Consider the following 15,979-nt stretch of genomic DNA (forward strand, 5'->3'; position numbering starts at 1 on the left):
AAGCGCATGGTGGATGCGATCGAGCGTCCGGTCCTCGTCCCAGCGCCGCAGGTAATCATTCACCGTGCTCCGCGGCGGCAGGTCCTTCGGCAGCGCCGCCCATTGGCAGCCAGTGCTCAGGACGTACATCACCCCGTTGACCACCGCGCGCTCGTCAATCGTCCGCCTGTTGCCGCCCGGCTTCGCGGGCGGGATCAGCGGTGCGATGAGCGACCATTCTTCGTCGGTCAGATCGCTCGGGTAGCGCAGCTTGCTGCGGTCGTATCTCGGCCGATTCTCGGGCGTCCACATGACCACCCTTCTCCCGGCTCATACCATCCCAGGCCAGTCACAACCGATTCAGATGACTCGTCCTGTTCCCGGATGGACACTCAGGTCGCCCACCACAGGGTTTCAACAAAGCAAGACGGGCTTCAACAGCCCCGGCTCACCCGCAGTAAGCACTGTTCCCGATAGTTTACCACCACGGCGGCAGCCGTGAGGCTATGTCTCCATTTATGGCTGCTCCTGCCAGGGATCGAGGAGGGTGATGCCACAGCCCTCGAAATCCGCGGTGTTGCGGGTGACGAGGGTGGTGACGCCGCGGGCGCGGACAATGGCGGCGATCATGGCGTCGGCGGTGGCGACCGGCCGACCGACGGCACGACGGGCGGCAGCAAAGTCCGCGTAGTGCGGTGCTGCAGCGCGATCGAATGGCAGGACACGGCCGGCGAGTAGCTGGGCGAACAGCGCCTCCATCGCTGCGGTCAGGGCGTCCCGACGCTGCCCCGCCGGCAGCAGCGCCAAACCGTAACGCAGCTCGGCCTCGGTCACCGCGGTCGTCGCCAGTTCCGAGGGCCGCACGCCGCGGGCCCAAGCGAGCACCATTGGATGCGGTGCCGGACGGGCCAGTTCGGATAGCACGTTGGTGTCGAGCAGGATCACCCGGAAAAATCCGGCGGCTCGCGGGCCGGCTCGCGTGGTGGCAGGTCGAGCGCGAGGCCGCCAAGCGGAACAAAGAGCGCCCTCACCGCATCAGCCAGGTTTGGCTCCGGCGCCCCGGCCTCTTCGGTGGCGAGGGCGCCCCGCAGGATGGTGCGGGCCTCCTCCTCCATGGAGCGGCCATGTCGGGCGGCACGGAGGCGGAGGCTAGCCTTCAGGGTATCGTCGAGGTTGCGGATGGTCAGGCTGCCCATGCGCGGGTCTCCAAGGCGGTGCGGCCCAGGGTACTGCATGCGTTGCAGACAATGCAATCAACGCAACATCGTCCTCGCGAGCTGATCCCTCACCCGCGACAAACCCCGCTTCCGAAAGCTTTGCAGTACTGGCTGCCGATGGAGCTGGCCCGCACCTGTTCGGCTCGTGGTATAGTCCCGTCATGGAGCCAGAAGTAGAATCCACCCCGCCTCCGTCGCCGCGCCTCCCCTGGGATTTCCATCCGGCCCTGACCGAGGAGCGGCTGCGCCTCTGCGCCCGGATGCTGGCCAATGCGCGCCGCGACGCGCTCGCCATGGCCAGCTACGAGCTTGGCGACGATCCCTGGTCGGTCGGCTGCCGGGCCTTCGCCTTCGGCCGGCATCGCCTCAAGCGGGCGGCGCAATCCGGTGAATACCCCTGGCTCGAAGTACTGGACGACAGCGCGCATTTCGTCTTCGTCATCGGCTCGAACGGCCATGGCGTGCCTGTGCGCTTCTACCGCGGCGCCGCCGAGGATCCGACGGACCGCACCCTCCGCCGGCAGGAGCTGGAGGCCGAGCAGCTCTCGCTGGCGCTCGGCGAGGCGGCGGCCGAAGGCCTGGTCTTCCGCTTTGCCGTCGAGACCGGCGAGGGCGGCCGGGTGGAGCGGGTGGTCTTCCTGGCGCTCCGGGGCGAGGAGCGGGTGGAGTGCTTCTGGCCGGTGCCGCTCGATCTGCCGGCCGCCGCAGGGGGCACGGCAGAGCAGCTGCGCCTGATCGCCGATGACGGCTATGCCGGCCCGGCCCGCTCCCAGACCGGCACCCCGCCCCTGCCTGCCGCCCTGCCACGGCGCCCGCTGGCCGTCGCGGCGCAGCGGCGGCAGACGACGCTGTTCTGACCTGGCGGCCAGGCACGAGGAGGTGGTCCTCACCTCATGAGCACGTCCTACGCCGCTGCGCCCACGGCGCCTGATCTGGCCGCGGCGACCCGGATCTCGCCGAAGCCGTCCGGCTGGTCGAGGGCCCCAGCGGCCCCGCGCACCGTCACCGTGTCCGCGCAAAAGATGGCCGTCTACCAAACCGTGGTCGCGGATGCGCTCCGCGACCCAGAGAGCGCTCGCTTCCGGGGCGTCCGCGTCATTCGGGAGGCCGACGGCAGCGACGCCTTGTGCGGCGAACTCAATGCCAAGAATGCCTATGGCGGCTACGTCGGCTACGAGCCGTTCTATGCAGCGTTGGTGATGGTCGGAAACAAAGCGGTCGCGGTTCTCTGGTCGTCGTCCCGTGTTGGCCTGGAAGCCATCCTGGAGAGGTGCGGGCGGGGATAGGCTTGGTGTCCTTGAGCACATCTAGGCCGCCCCGCTCCAGGAACACTCGGCACTGAGGCCAGCCTGGTCTCTAGCCGAGGAGAACTTCCATGCCGCCGCTACTGGCCGAGGCCCTTCTGCTCGGGGCACGTTGCGCCACCGCCTTGGCCCTGTTCCTCCTGTTCCTGCATTTGGATTGATCAGACTGACCGCCTCGTCCGGCAGAATGCCGAGGGCGACGGGCACCGGCTGCGCCGCGGGCTCGGCCCCTCGCCCTTCGCGCCCCGGCAGAACTTCTCGGCGTCGAGAACTTGGGGTGCCGCCACAGACGCGGACCGCCGGCAGCATGCCGTACAGGGCCGGCAGGTTCGCCCCGTCCGGCCGCACGAGGCGCTCGGCCTCGGCGACGCCGCGCGCCAGTCTGTCCCAGCCAACCGTGTCGGCCACCGCCGCCTCCAGGTCGCCTTTGCTGTCCCGGGCCGCGATCAGCGCCGCGCCGAGCCTGGCCAGGAGCCGCACATTGTCGTTGACCGCGCGCGCATCGCGCAGGACGCCCTCCTCCTCGCGTGCCTCTGCGCGGCGGAACATCCGGCCCACGGTTCGGTCGAAGAGGGCCACGCCGTCGTCGGTGAGCCGCACGACGGTGTCGAGGACGGTGGCGACGAGCACCACGCGGCGCCGGACCGGCGACAGTGCCCGCAGGTGCTGCGCCGTGAGGCGCCCGTCCTCCCGCGCCAGGCCGCGGAGCCGCGCGGGGTGGATGCCGCCGGCGAGGGCCGGGTTGAGGCCGACAGCCCGGAAGCATTCGAGCCCCTCCACCAGCCGGGCCAGGGCGCGGTGCCCCGGCGCGCCCGGCGGCTGGCGTGCCCAGGCGAGGGTGCTGACCGCGTTGCCCCGCCGCTGCCCGAGCAGACCCTCGAGCGCCGCCACCTGCGCCGCGGTCAGGCCGCGGGTGAGCCGCGCCGCGACATGCCGCTCGGCCGCCAGCAGCGCGGTGGCGACGAGGCGCTCGAGCACGCTCGGCCCAGGGGCGAGGATCCGGCGCCGGCGCAGTTCGTCCATCAGCGCCGCCGCGATCGCCGCCGCGTCGGTCGTGGCGAGGGCGACCGGCAGCAGCCACGCCGCGATCTCCTGCCGGTGCCCCGGGCCGAACATCCGGAAGCCGAAGGCGTCGCGCAGCGCTCCGAGCTGCTCGCGCCGGGTCTGGGGCCGCCGGGCGTAGTCGGCCAGGGCTGTGGCGTCCGCGCAGACCCCCTCGGCCACAAAGCGTAGCGCCGCCTTGGGGATAGCCTCCCCCGGCCGCAAGAGCCGCCCCGGGTAGCGGCAGGCGCAGAGCTGCAGCGCGAAGCCGAGCCGATTGTGGTCGCCCCGGCGCCGCTCGACGGCGACAAGGTCGGCGCGGTCCAGGGTCCAGTGCCGGACGAGATCGGGTTCGGAGGCGGGCAGCGCGAGCAGGCTCGCGAGCTGCGCGCCGGTGAGCACGCGGCGTCTCGGCATGGCGTTCGTCCCAGTTGAGGTGTAGGCTGATTGCTACGGTGCCGACCCGAGCAGAGACAGGAGCTTGCGTGCCGCCGCGCAGGGAGGGTTCGACTGGGACAGCGCGCCGCTCTCTATTGCCAGGTTTCGACGGCCGACCAGTCCTGCGAGCGGCAGGAGCGAGATCTGACGGCCTTCGCCGTGCGCGCCGGCTATGAGGTGGTCGGGGTGTTCCGCGAGACCGGCTCGGGCGCGTGGACGGACGGCGTCGAGCGCCGGAAGGTGCTGGCGCTAGCGCAGCGGCGGGAGATCGACGCGGTGCTGGTCACCGAGTTGTCGCGTTGGGGCCGCGGCACGCTCGACCTGCTGCACACGCTGCAGGAGCTGGAGGCCCGGCGCGTGTCGGTCATCGCCATGAGCGGCCTGGCCTTCGACCTCTCAACACCGCACGGGCGCATGCTGGCAACCGTAATCGTGGGCATCGCCGCGTTCGAGCGCGAGTTGATCCGCGAGCGGGTCCGCTCCGGCATGGCGGCCGCGAAGGCGCGCGGGAAGAAGCTGGGCCGGCAGCCGGGGCAACGGCCGAAGTCGGACCATCTGGCGCCGAAGATCCTCGCCCTCGTCGCGCAGGGGCGGTCGAACCAGGCCTCTCCAGCAAACAGCGCCTGCTCGGCAGGCCCCTTGCTGCTATCCTTGCCTATGGCGTGGTCTCCGCCGGCGCGCCAACGCCGGTCATGGCTCGTTGAACAAGCCGGAGACTACGCCACCCCGATTTCCTACCACACCCGCGACGGCACCTGGGTCCTCCGCCGGCCCGTGCGTCGGCCAGGGCCACCCAGTAGCTGGCCGACTGGGAGCCAGTCGTCCTGCACCGGCGCATGGGCGCCCGCCTCAGTGCCATCGAGCCCCCACTCTCGCAGTTGCGCCCGGACACGCGCATCGGCGACGTATAATGCGGCCGAGAGGTGATGACGGCGGAGCCAGGCACCGGAGAGCACGCGGTGATGGTTGCGGCGCACTCCGAGCGCGTGGAGCCGCTCCGCCATCTGCGTCCAGCTTTGCTCGTGCGTGTCGCGCAGCGCAACCAGGAGGTCCCAGCGGGTGGCAAGCCATCGGCCAACGGGCAGGTCCGGATGCCAGCACGTCCGAAGCGCTTCGGCGAGCTGCTCATACAGGGCGTCGAGCGAGGGTGGGTTGGCGGCGTCGCAGGACGTCGCGGGGGAGCTATTGTGTTTCATGGTCTGCAGCATACCTGGCTCGCCGGAAACCATATTCGGCAGTTGGCACCGCAAGGGATGCATGGATGCGGTTTGCAGCCGACGACAGCACTCACCCCGACTGGCGAGTACGTCTCGTGACTTGCGGTATGCTGCCGCCTCGCTCCGACCTCTCACCGAGTAAAGAGGGCAGCTCTGAACTGAGCAGCTTGTGACCGCGCTTCTCCCAAGCAGCGGTTAGACTCTACGCATGATCTCCACCGGGCGCACTCCGATATCGGGTCTCACGGCGGCGTCGAGCACGCGCGTAACCGCGGCCCGGCGTGTCAAGGCAATAGCGACGAGATAGCAGCCCCGCATGATACCGGGGCCGCCACGGAGGCAGCCCCCGGATGGATCATCACCCCGGCATCCCCACCCACCAACTCACCCCTGCGAAGAATGCCTCGCTGCTCGATCCAGCCCGTTATGGCCTGCCAGCTGTTGCGGTGCTCACTGGGCGCTGCACCGGACGATGCGCCATCAGCGGAGCCGTGCGGTCATGAGCGGCGAGGCTGAGTGGCCTGAGATCCCTGCGGCACGTCCGGGCTCCGGCTTGGCAATCTGGTGTGAACTGCACCGCTGGCGTGCAGGCGAGGTGATGGCGCGGGCGGCCCTGCGCGCTGCGGCCGAACGGCTGGGCTCGCGGGAGGCCGCCGCAGCACGCCGCCTGTTGCTCGAGCATGATGTGGCTGCTGGCCGCCTCCTCGCGCGCCAGCTCGACGCCGCGCATCCTGGCGGCGACCACGCCCCCTGCTGCCTGTGGCTCACTTGGCGTGCCTCGCGGACGACAAGGCACGCGGCGGGCACCTCCCCGGCGGTGGCAACAGCCAACGGTGAACTCGCCACCGTACTCGAGTTTGCCGCGGTGGCAGCCGAGCGGGAGGCGCGGACCCGCATCAAGCCTCCCCATCAGGTCACGTTGGGAGAGCGACGGCGCGCTCATCGTGGCCTGCGGGCGGCGGTCTGGGCTCTTGCTACGACGCTCCGGTCCAATGCTCAGACCGCCATGTTGAACCCTTCCGACGTGTTTGCTCGCCTGATGGGCGATCCTACTGGTTCCCGGGAGACGCCGGTGGCAGAGGCAGGTGGGGCCGGACAGGGAGGCGGGCACGACGGGGAGGCCGCGCAGTGGGTGAGTGCCTCCTCCCCTGCCCTGCAGAGCCCGCCCCAGGTGCGTGGTGAGGAAGTCTTGGCGGGTTTCGGGTTCCTGAGGAGCGCCGGAAAGACCGTAGCGCCGCGGGCGCGGGATGCGATTGCCCGGCTCGAGAGGCAGGACCGGGCACGTCTTGGCTATCTGGAGGTGCTGGCGGAACCCCTGCCCCTCACGCCAGCCCCTGCCGACCTTGAGGCGCGCTTCGACGGCCTCCAGGCCGAGTTCCCGAATATGTCCGCCGCCATCGCCCGTCTGCACGACGAGGTGCGCCTGCACGCTGTAACAGGTGCACCGGCCCTATCGCTGCGGCCACTGCTGCTGGTTGGGCCGCCGGGCATTGGCAAGACCCGGTTCGCCCGCCGCCTCGCCGCCACGCTCGATCTTCGCTTTGCCGCGACGAGCCTGGCGGGGGTGAGCGACGCCCGGGCACTGGAGGGCACCTCCAAAGGCTGGGGATCAGCCCACTCCTGCTGGCCGCTCGAGGAGGTTGCGACGCTTGGGGTGGCCAACCCTCTCCTCTGCGTCGACGAAGTGGACAAGTGCGGGCGGGACGGCCGCAACGGTGACCCGCTGGCGGCGCTGCTCGGATTTCTCGAGCCCGGCTCCGCCGCGGCGCACCGCGACCCGGTGCTGGGAGCACCGTGCGACTTGGCGGCGGTATCCTGGATCCTGACCGCGAATGACGCCAGCCGGCTGCCCGGGGCGCTCCTGTCGCGCCTGCGGGTGGTCGAAGTAAGGCCACCGTCCGTGCAGGCGTTCAGGACAATCATGGCGGCCATCCGGAGCGACCTTGCCGACGACCTCGGCTGCCGACCGGAGGTCCTGCCGGTGCTCGAGGACGCCGACCTGGACTGGTTGGAGGGCAGATGGCGGGCAACGCAGAGCCCGCGCGTCCTGCGCAAGCTGGTTGAGCGCCTGCTCGGCGCGGCCACGGCGCGGCGCCCAGCCCGGTTGAACTGATGCGAACCTGTTGGGGGCATGGCACTCGGGCGAGCGCAAAAGTCCGACTCTGTCGAGCGGCCGGTCCTCGCGAGCGCGGTCGGCCGGACGGATCGCCGCACCGCATGAGTGCCGCGCCGTGGCTCCATCATTGGACCATGGTGGTACCATGATGGCTCCATGGCAGGGCACCCGTCCGCTGTGCCGAAGGCTGCCGGAGTGATCCCCTAGTCGGTCCCTATGGTTTCCGCCAGCGATGCGACCATGCGCCCATGGGATACCAGTTCGCACACACCGAGACATACGCCCGCCGGATCTCCCGCCTCGGCGGCCGCGGTGCGCGTACGACGCGCCAGATCTTCGCCGAGCTCGCCCGGGAGCCGGGGCATTGCGAGCACGTGCGCATGCCATCGTGCCCAGTGGTACTGCACGGCATGTCACCCGCGCAGGCGGAGGCGGAACATGACCGGCTCGCTGCCGAGGCACGCAAGCCAGCAGGCCGCCGCATCCGTGCTGATACCCGGACCCTCTACACCGAGGTGCACTCGCTTCCCAGGCCGCCCTCCGAGGTGGACCGCCCGGAGGTCCAGGACTGGCTGCGGCGGATCACCGCAAGCCGGGTGGCAGCGGTCGAGGCGCGCGGCGGCGAGGTCCTGGGGGTGTGGCTGCACGTCGATGAACCACACCTGCACGTCCACCTATTGGGGGTGTCCCTGGGCGACCTGCAATGCCGCGCTGACCTGCTGCATGACGGGCGCCGGGCGCAAGCCGAAGCCCGGGCCCGGGGCGAGGACAGGAGGGGCCAGACGCGCGCTTACTGCGCGGCAATGCGGGCATGGCAGGACGAGGTTTACCGAAGCGTTTCGGCTGTGTGCGATTGCAGCCTGGCGCGGATTGGGCCTCGCCGGCGGCGCCTCACGCGCGCCGGCTGGCATGCCGAACAGCGGGCGTTAGGAGCTATGGCAGAGGGGCTCCGCCGGGCGGAGGCAGCACTCGCTGAGGCCGACCGACGATGTGGGGCCGCCGATGCGGCGCAGGCCGATGCAGAGCGGCTGCTGGCTGAAGTGGAGCGCCAGCGAGTGCTCCTCGGCAGGGCTGCCGGCAAGCTCGCCGCGCGGGAGGCTGCCCTGGGCGAGCGCGAGAACTGCCTCGGGATGCGTGCAGAGCAGGCCGCCGCAAAGGAGGGCCGCCTGCGGCGGTCCTCCGAGCTCGTTGCGAGCGTGCTCCGCGCAACCCGGCAAGTCCTCCGCGATCACCTGATAGAGCACCCGGATGAGGCGGTGCGGTGCGTCGCGCGTGGCCTCCATGAGGGCGTGGCTGCTGGACTGAGGGCGCCCAGTCCAGAGGATGCTGCGGAGATCATCCGAACGGGATGGCAGGTCCCCAGGACCGAGCCCACCCTTCCGAGGTCACCATGAGCGACGGCTCCGTCTCGGTTAGGGCTTTGCGGTGGGGGACATTCCTCGTCGGAGGCAGGTGCGTGACGGATGCAGAGGAAATAAAGATCAAAGGAGACATTGGGCAATCATGGCGCGCTTTCTGCCGGCCAGCGGCACCAACGCGGCACATTTCAGTTGATGAAGCGGTAGTTCAGCCGCCCGACGATGCTGTGGGACTGGCCCAGTGACCGATCATCCCGAACATAGCGGGCATACTGGTAGCCGACATCGAGGCCGAAGCTCCAGCCGAGTTCCCGGCCACCCGAGATCTCCAGCCAAGTCTGCGTCGGCAGGGCATTGAAGGACCGCTTGGCCTCTTCGCGCTGCCAGACGAAGGTCGCCCGCCAGGATCCGATCAGGGTCTGGGTCCCGAGCGTCGAGAAGCGCCGCCGCTCCGACAGCACGCGCTCGGTGCCGTCCTCGGCCGCCTCCAGCGGGTTGCCGCCGGCATTGCGGAACTCCACGACCTCGCCGAAGACCAGGCTGCGGGCCGTCTCCGTCCAGGCGTGCTCGTAGCGCAGCCCCGCGGCCCAGGCCCATTCGCGCCGCGTGCCGTCCTTGCCGGCGCCGCGGGAGAGCAGGCCGAGATTGTAAGTCAGCCCCGGCAGGGCTGGGATCGCACGCCCCTCCACGGAAAGCGCGAGGTTGTCCAGCTTGCCCGTGTTGCCCGCGCCGCCCTTGCGCAGCGTGGTGCGCACGTAGCGATTGAAGCCCGGGTCGCAGCAGCGCTGCCGCGTGATCAGGCTGTTCGCCAGGAGGGAAGTGTCGAGGGTAAACACCGCGGCGGAGACGGTGTGCTCGCCCCAGTCCTCGGGCAGGGGCAGCGTCCAGTTCGCCCCGGCACCCAGCTGCTCCCGGATCAGGTAGGCGTCGTGGGCACGGAAGGAGGCGAGGACGCCGGGGAAGTACTCGTAGCCGTAGCCGAAGGGCGCGTTGAACTTCCCGGCGTAGAGCTGCAGGCCCGCGGCCGGGCGCCACTCGGCGAAGAGCTGTTCCAAGATCACGTTCTGGCGGCGCAGGAAGGCTACCGCCCCGTTGGGCTCGAAATCGCCTGCCGGATCGGGATGGATGAAGGCCTGCACCGAGACGTCCGGCGTCAGGTGCAGGCCCGGGTTGATGTGGCCGAACAGGAAGCCGGCAAAGCCCTCGCGCCGGGATGCCGAGGCGGATGGCGTGCCGATGCCATACAGGTTCATGTCGATGTCGAGGGTGAGCCGCGGATGGACCAGCGCGTCCGCTGGGGGCGCGCTGCCAACCTGTGCGGGCGGCGCCTCCTCGAAGGCCGGCGGCCGCACGGAGGCAGGCTCGCTCTCCGCCAGGGCAGGGGCAGCGAGGCAGGCGAGGACCAGCGCGCCCGCGCCTATCGGCGCGCGCCGCGACGCGGTCGCGTCGGTCGGGATCACGGATCGTCTCCTTGAGTGGTAGAGTGGGGTGCCCGCCACGGCGTGCCGCACGTGGCGTCAGCGCCTCCTGGCTGGGGACCGCGCGTCGGAAGGCCCGGTCGCCGCGCCGCCAGCTGTGTCAACTACGCACGCCCTCAGCACGGCGCGCGCTCCGGTACGGTCGGGCGCCACCCTATTCGGCGGCCGCCGGCGCGCGGACGGGAATGGCCACGCGACGCTGTGCGCGCCCTGCTGGCCCGCGGCGGCCGAGCAGGCAGGCCCCGACGAGCAGGAGGCCGGCAGTCACCGCCATCATCCCGGCCGCGTTCAGCCCGTGGTCCAGCCCCAGGACACGCGGCGCCAGGGCGGCCGCCCAGTAGCCGCCCGCGCCCATCGCCAGGGCTGCCGCGCCGGAGAGCAGGAACTGCCGGGCATAAGCATCGGTCAGCAGGCGCGCGATCGCCGCTGGCGCGACTAGCGCCGCGATGACCAGGATGGAACCCACCGCCCAGAAGGCGGCTACACAAGCCACCGAAACCATGACGAGCACGAGCAGCGAGAGCGCGCGCGGCGCGAAGCCGATGGACCGGGCGAAGTCGGGGTCGAAGGCCGCCAGCCGCAGCTCCTTCCACAGCAGCGCGAGCAGGCCGAGGATGAGTAGGAGGACGAGGGCGAGCGTCTTCGCCTCGGCCGGGAACTCCGCCAGCGCCACCGGATCGAGCAGCGAGCCAGGGCCCGTTGCCGCCGGCCAGATCAGCGCCTCGAGCTGGCCGTAGAGCACGCAGTCTACGTCGAGGTCGACGGCGTGCGCGCCGCTCACCTCGATCAACACGAGGCCGAGGGCGAAGAAGCCGGAGAACACCACGCCCATGGCCGCGCCCGGCTCGAGGCGGGCGCGGCTGCGGACGAGCGCGATCAGCAGGGTCGCGCCTACCGCCGCCGCCATCGCGCCGGCCACCATCGGCGCCGCGGCGCGCGTGCCGCTGACCCAGAAGCCGGCGACGATGCCAGGCAGCACGGCATGGCTGATGGCATCCCCGAGCAGGCTCTGCCGCGTCAACAGCAGCAGGTTGCCGAGCAGCCCGCAGGCCAGGCAGGCAAGTGTCGCGGCCAGCATCGGCGCAAGGTCGAGCTGCAAGAACTCCGTCATGGCCGCTTCATCCCCGTCTCGCCCGGTGGCGGCAGCCCATCCACGGGGCCCAGCCGGTCCGGGTCGTGCCGCCTGAGCCAAGCCTCGGCCTCCCGCGCCACCTCAGGCGGCAGGGTGTGTTCCACCTCGTCGGCAGCGTGGTGTGCCGTGCCGGGCGGCAACCCGCCGGCCGATTGCAAGTAGTGTTCCCAGAGCCGGTGCCGCCGCGTCAGGTCACGCGCCAGGGCGAGGCCCGCAGGCGTCAGCGCGACGCCGCCCGCCGCCTCGGTGGTGGCGAGGCCGGCTTGGCGCACCCACCAGGGCAACAGGGCGCGCTGCCAGGCAGACCAGCCGGCGCCGCGGCCGAGCTCCGCCCAGGCGGCCAGCTGCCCGGGCGCCTCGCTCTCCCGTGCCTCGAAGGCGGTGCGGAGCGCGTGGTCGCGCGCCGTCACCAGCGACAGCTGCGCCTGCCGCCAGGCGAAGGCGAGCACCCCGCGGCGTGGCGCGAAGACCAGGGTCAGCACGAACAGGGCGCAGGCGACCAGCACGATGGTCGCGCCGGTCGGCAGACCGGGCAGCGTGGCGGAGAGGCCGGCACCGAGCCAGGCGGCAAAGGCGCCGAGCAAGCCGGCGAGCAGCACCATCACCGCCAGCCGCTCCGTCGCCAGCCGGGCGGTGGCGGCCGGGATCACCATCAGCCCGACCACCAGGACCAGCCCGACCGCGCGCAGCCCGGCGACGGTCACGGCGAGCATCAGCCCCATCAGCGCGAGGTCGAGCAGCCGTACCGGCAGGCCGACCGCAGCGGCGAATTCCCGGTCGAAGCAGAGCACCGCGAGCGGCCGGAACAGCGCTGCCAGCAGCAGCACGGCGAGCAGCGCCAGGGCGCCGATGAGCTGCGCGTCGAAGGCACTCATCCCCGCGGCCTGGCCGAGAATGAAGCCCTTCAGCCCGGCCTGGCCGCCGACCGGCAGCGACTGCACCACCGAGAGCAGCACCACGCCGAGGCCGAAGCTGATCGAGAGCACCAGCGCCATGGCCGCGTCGTCGCGCAGGCGCCCGCCCCGCGTCAGGGCCCCGACCGCGAGCACGCCGAGGCTGGCGCTGGCCGCCCCGCCCGTCAGCAGCAGGGGCAGGGAGCGCACGTCGCCGCCGAGCAGAGCGGTGAGGATGAAGGCCAGGGCGACGCCGGGCAGCGTGGCATGCGCCGCCGCGTCAGCAACCAGCGCGCGGCCGCGCAGCAGGACGAAGCAGCCGAGTGAGCCCGCCGCCAGCCCGAAGGCGGCACAGCCGAGCGCGACGACGATGGCATTGTACCCACCGGCGAGGAGCAGCGCATCGAGCAGGGCGGCGCTCATAATCCCGCCCTGCCGCCCTGGGCCGCCGCCACCGCCTGCTCCAGCAGGGAGAGGCGGCCGCCATAGGTGCGGGCGAGGTTCTCCGGCGTGAAGGTGATCGCCATTGGCCCGGCCGCGATGGCCCGCACGTTCAGCAGCAGCACATGCGCGAAATACTGCGGCGCGGTGGCGAGGTCGTGGTGCACGGCGATCACCGTCCGGCCCTCCCGCGTCAGCCGCTGCAGCACCTCGACGATGGCGCGTTCGGTCGCGGCATCGACGCCGGCAAAAGGCTCGTCCATAAGGTAGAGGTCGGCCTCCAGCGCCAGGGCGCGGGCCAGGAACACGCGCTGCTGCTGGCCGCCCGAGAGCTGGCCGATCTGCCGCGCCGCGAGATCGGCCATGTCGACCTCGGCGAGTGCGGCGCGGGCGCGCTCCCTCTCGGCCCGTGGCAGGGGGCGGAACCAGCCGGCGCACGGGTAGCGCCCCATGGCGGCCACCTGCAGCGCCGTCGCGGGGAAGTCCCAGTCGACGCTCGCCCGCTGCGGCAGGTAGCCGACGCGGCGCCGCGCCTCGGCGAGAGGCCGGCCGAAGATGCGGACCTCGCCCGAGAGGCGCGGGACAAGGTCGAACACGGCCTTCAGCAGGGTGGACTTGCCGGCGCCGTTCGGCCCGACGATGGCGACCAAGCCCGCCGGCGGTGAGGCCCAAGAGACGTCCCACAGCACCGGCTGCTCATGGTAGGCGACTGAGAGGTGCTGCACCGAGAGCGCCGGGACCGGGAGGGGATGTGGCTCGGCGCTCATGGCGCGGCCAGCCTGCCCTGGAAGCCGCGCGCCGGCGCCTCGCCGCCGAGGGCGCGGGCGATGGTCGTCACGTTGTGGTCGATCATGCCGATATAGGTGCCCTCGTAGGTGCCGGGGCTGCCCATGGCGTCGGAGAAGAGCGCGCCGCCCACGACGGCCCGATGGCCGCGCGCCGCCGCGCCCTCGACCAGCGCCAGCACATTGCGGTCAGAGACCGAGGTCTCGACGAAGACGGCGGGGACGCGACGCACGACCAGGACCTCGACCAGTTCCTGGATGCGGCGGAGACCGGCCTCGGACTCGGTCGAGAGGCCTTGGATGCCGAGCACCTCGATGCCGTAGCGGGCGGCGAAGTAATTGAAAGCGTCGTGCGCCGTGACCAGCACGCGCTGGCGCTCCGGGATGCTGGCGATCGCCTGCTCCGCATAGGCGTCGAGCCTGCGAATGCGCTCCTGAAGCGCGGCAAGGTTGCGGCGATAGGTCGTGGCGCCCGCGGTGTCCTGCGCGATCAGCTTCTCGGCGATGAGTTCCGCCGCGCGCGACCAGCGCCGCGGGTCCATCCAGACATGCGGGTCGTAGTGCCCGTCCGCCCCCGCGGGCTCGATGAGTTGGTCTTCCGGCAGCAGTTCAGTTACCGCGTGGACCGGCTTCCCGCTGCGGGCGACGCGGACGAAGGCGTCGGCCATTTTCCCCTCGAGGAGGAGGCCGTTGTAGAAGACGAGGTCGGCGCGCAGCAGCCGGGCGACATCCTCCCGCGTCGCCTTGTAGAGGTGGGGGTCTACGCCCGGTCCCATCAGCACCTCGAGCTGGATGCGGTCACCGCCGATCTCCCGCACCAGATCGCCGATCATGCCCGTGGTCGCCAGCACGGCGGGCGGACCGCGGCGCTGCGCCTGCGCCGGCGGCGTAGCCAAGCCCGCAGCCGCGGCCAGAAGCGTCATATGGGCCAGGAGCGCGCGACGGCCCTGCCGGCGATTGCGACCGACGTCTTGTTGCTCAAGTCGGTTCATCGCTCTGCCTCGGCTTGGTATGTGCCTCATGATTTACTCTTGATGTCGCACTCAATCATCATGTGCAAGACCCAACATGTAGCTAATGCTACATTTTGGCCAAAAACGCTGAGGCTGTTAGAGTCGCGCCATGAACCTTCGCGAAGATGTTGCCCCCGCGGCAGAGCGGGACCTGGACGAGGCCGCTCGCCACGCCTCGGCCCGCTCGGCACGCGCGGGCGCTCTGACCGAAGACTATGTCGAGATCATCGCCGACCTGCTCGAGAGCGACGGCGAGGCGCGGCCGACCGACATTGCCCGCCGCCTCGGCGTGGCTCATACGACGGCGATAAAGACGATCGCTCGCCTGAAGCGGGACGGGCTGGCGCATGCCAAGCCCTATCGCGGCGTCTTCCTGACTGAGGCCGGGCAGGCGATGGCGCGCCGTGTCCGGGCAAGGCACCAGACGGTGGTTGCCTTCCTCCGCACCATCGGCGTGCGGCCGGAGGTGGCGGAGATCGATGCCGAGGGCATCGAGCACTACGTCAGTGAGGAGACGCTCTCAGCCTTTGAGCGTTTCATCGCCAGCGCTCCACGGGACAGTGACTAATCTGGCGGAGGAGGCCCGGTTTCGTCTGACGATGCCGGCGGCGGTGTTCTTGCTCAGGCCGAGCTCGCGCCCGATCAGGCGGTAGCTCGTCGGCCGTGAAGTTGGCTGAATGGGGCGGCGTTCTGCGGTTTTTGGGTGCTTGGGAAGTATCCGGATTTGCAAGATCGGCCAGGGTTGGGGGCGAAAGCCTTGCAAACTGGCATGTTGGTTGCGGCCCGGGAGGGAGCGTGATTCGCTCGGCGGCGCCCTAGACGGGAGCCTGCCGATGCACCCCAAGCAGCCCAAGGCCGAACCGCAGGAGGACCTCTTCCGCGCTCGGCTGGAGAACTTGGTAGACCCGCGGCATGCGCTGGTGCGCCTTGCCGGGCTGATCGACTGGGGCCGGTTCGAGGCCGAGTTCGGGCCGCTCTACACGGACGGTGGCCGTCCCGGGCTGCCGACGCGCCTCATGGTCGGCCTGCACCTGCTGAAGCACATGGACGGGCTGTCCGACGAAGCCACCTGTGCGCGATATCTCGACAGCCCCTATGTCCAGCTGTTCTGCGGCGAGGCGTTCTTCCAGCATGCCCTGCCGCTGGACCGCTCCTCGATGACGCGCTGGCGCCAGCGCATCGGGCCCGAGCGGCTGGAGCTGCTGCTGGCTGAGAGCCTGGCTGCCGCGCAGCGCGGCGGCGCGGTCCAGGAGAAGCACCTGCGGCGGGTGAGCATCGACACCACCGTTCAGCCCAAGGCGGTGACGCACCCGACCGACAGCAAGCTGCTGCAGCGCGGCATCGAGACCCTGGTGCGCCTGGCCCGGCGGCATGGGGTCCGGCTGCGCCAGTCCTATCTGCGGGTGGCGAAGCGGGCGAGGCGCGAGGCCGCCAAGCTGATCCACGCTGGCCGCCGCCGTCAGGCCGAGCGGCAGGTCCGACACCTCCGCACCTGGTTGGGGCGCCTGGTCCGCGACATCGGCCGCAAGATCGCGCACAATGCGGCCATCCAGGCTGCCGTCGCCGG

15 protein-coding genes and 1 pseudogene are annotated in these 15,979 nt (G+C 70.9%); 6 read left to right on the plus strand and 10 right to left on the minus strand.

Going from position 1 to position 15,979, the window contains the following annotated elements; translation table 11 throughout:
- From H7965_RS25165 to H7965_RS25175, 3 genes are all read right to left on the minus strand, one after another.
- On the minus strand, window positions 1-291 hold a 291-nt coding region (locus H7965_RS25165), incomplete at its 3' end, for a transposase (RefSeq protein ID WP_186773311.1).
- 204 nt (window positions 292-495) lie between these two features.
- Window positions 496-924, minus strand: coding sequence for a type II toxin-antitoxin system VapC family toxin (locus H7965_RS25170; RefSeq protein ID WP_186773312.1), 429 nt, complete (start codon window positions 922-924; stop codon window positions 496-498).
- A complete protein-coding gene (locus tag H7965_RS25175; RefSeq protein WP_186773313.1) occupies window positions 921-1,175 on the minus strand; it encodes a FitA-like ribbon-helix-helix domain-containing protein in 255 nt (84 codons plus the stop codon). Before H7965_RS25175 ends, H7965_RS25170 begins: the two co-directional genes overlap by 4 nt.
- Before the next feature lie 182 nt (window positions 1,176-1,357).
- Between H7965_RS25175 and H7965_RS25180 the strand changes: the two genes are divergently transcribed.
- Complete coding sequence (locus H7965_RS25180; protein WP_186773314.1) at window positions 1,358-2,053, plus strand: hypothetical protein; 696 nt, start codon at window positions 1,358-1,360, stop codon at window positions 2,051-2,053.
- Between the two features lie 36 nt (window positions 2,054-2,089).
- Window positions 2,090-2,482 (plus strand): hypothetical protein, encoded by a 393-nt coding sequence (locus tag H7965_RS25185; RefSeq protein ID WP_186773315.1) that lies wholly within the window; start codon window positions 2,090-2,092, stop codon window positions 2,480-2,482.
- Between the two features lie 21 nt (window positions 2,483-2,503).
- Here the strand turns inward: H7965_RS25185 and H7965_RS25190 are convergent, their stop codons facing one another.
- A complete protein-coding gene (locus tag H7965_RS25190; protein ID WP_186773316.1) occupies window positions 2,504-3,958 on the minus strand; it encodes a DUF4158 domain-containing protein in 1,455 nt (484 codons plus the stop codon).
- A gap of 30 nt (window positions 3,959-3,988) precedes the next feature.
- Between H7965_RS25190 and H7965_RS31315 the strand changes: the two are divergent.
- Window positions 3,989-4,483: pseudogene (locus tag H7965_RS31315) on the plus strand (recombinase family protein); the annotation flags it as partial.
- A 1,212-nt stretch (window positions 4,484-5,695) separates the two neighbouring features.
- Window positions 5,696-7,309 carry an AAA family ATPase gene (locus H7965_RS25200; protein ID WP_186773317.1) on the plus strand — a complete coding sequence of 538 codons (1,614 nt, stop codon included), beginning with the start codon at window positions 5,696-5,698 and terminating at the stop codon, window positions 7,307-7,309.
- Between the two features lie 929 nt (window positions 7,310-8,238).
- Here H7965_RS25200 and H7965_RS25205 read toward each other — a convergent pair.
- The 6 genes from H7965_RS25205 to H7965_RS25230 form a co-directional block, all read right to left on the minus strand.
- Window positions 8,239-8,595 carry a hypothetical protein gene (locus tag H7965_RS25205; protein ID WP_186773318.1) on the minus strand — a complete coding sequence of 119 codons (357 nt, stop codon included), beginning with the start codon at window positions 8,593-8,595 and terminating at the stop codon, window positions 8,239-8,241.
- A gap of 263 nt (window positions 8,596-8,858) precedes the next feature.
- Window positions 8,859-10,130, minus strand: coding sequence for a hypothetical protein (locus tag H7965_RS25210; RefSeq protein WP_186773319.1), 1,272 nt, complete (start codon window positions 10,128-10,130; stop codon window positions 8,859-8,861).
- A 172-nt stretch (window positions 10,131-10,302) separates the two neighbouring features.
- Complete coding sequence (locus H7965_RS25215) at window positions 10,303-11,259, minus strand: metal ABC transporter permease (protein ID WP_186773320.1); 957 nt, start codon at window positions 11,257-11,259, stop codon at window positions 10,303-10,305.
- The gene (locus H7965_RS25220) at window positions 11,256-12,596 is read right to left on the minus strand and encodes a metal ABC transporter permease (protein WP_186773321.1); all 1,341 of its coding nucleotides are present in this window, start codon (window positions 12,594-12,596) and stop codon (window positions 11,256-11,258) included. The genes H7965_RS25215 and H7965_RS25220 overlap by 4 nt, the downstream gene beginning before the upstream one ends.
- Window positions 12,593-13,381: a metal ABC transporter ATP-binding protein gene (locus H7965_RS25225; protein ID WP_186773322.1), complete on the minus strand. Its 789-nt coding sequence runs from the start codon at window positions 13,379-13,381 to the stop codon at window positions 12,593-12,595. Before H7965_RS25225 ends, H7965_RS25220 begins: the two co-directional genes overlap by 4 nt.
- Window positions 13,378-14,295 (minus strand): metal ABC transporter solute-binding protein, Zn/Mn family, encoded by a 918-nt coding sequence (locus H7965_RS25230; RefSeq protein ID WP_229682786.1) that lies wholly within the window; start codon window positions 14,293-14,295, stop codon window positions 13,378-13,380. The genes H7965_RS25225 and H7965_RS25230 overlap by 4 nt, the downstream gene beginning before the upstream one ends.
- A 226-nt stretch (window positions 14,296-14,521) precedes the next feature.
- Between H7965_RS25230 and mntR the strand changes: the two genes are divergently transcribed.
- Both mntR and H7965_RS25240 read left to right on the plus strand, forming a co-directional pair.
- Window positions 14,522-14,980 carry a manganese-binding transcriptional regulator MntR gene (gene mntR / locus H7965_RS25235; protein ID WP_186773324.1) on the plus strand — a complete coding sequence of 153 codons (459 nt, stop codon included), beginning with the start codon at window positions 14,522-14,524 and terminating at the stop codon, window positions 14,978-14,980.
- 265 nt (window positions 14,981-15,245) lie between these two features.
- Window positions 15,246-15,979 (plus strand): IS5 family transposase (locus tag H7965_RS25240; RefSeq protein ID WP_186773325.1); only part of this gene is annotated, 734 nt, incomplete at its 3' end.

It is taken from the genome of Siccirubricoccus deserti (assembly GCF_014283215.1).
GTDB classification, from domain to species: domain Bacteria; phylum Pseudomonadota; class Alphaproteobacteria; order Acetobacterales; family Acetobacteraceae; genus Siccirubricoccus; species Siccirubricoccus deserti.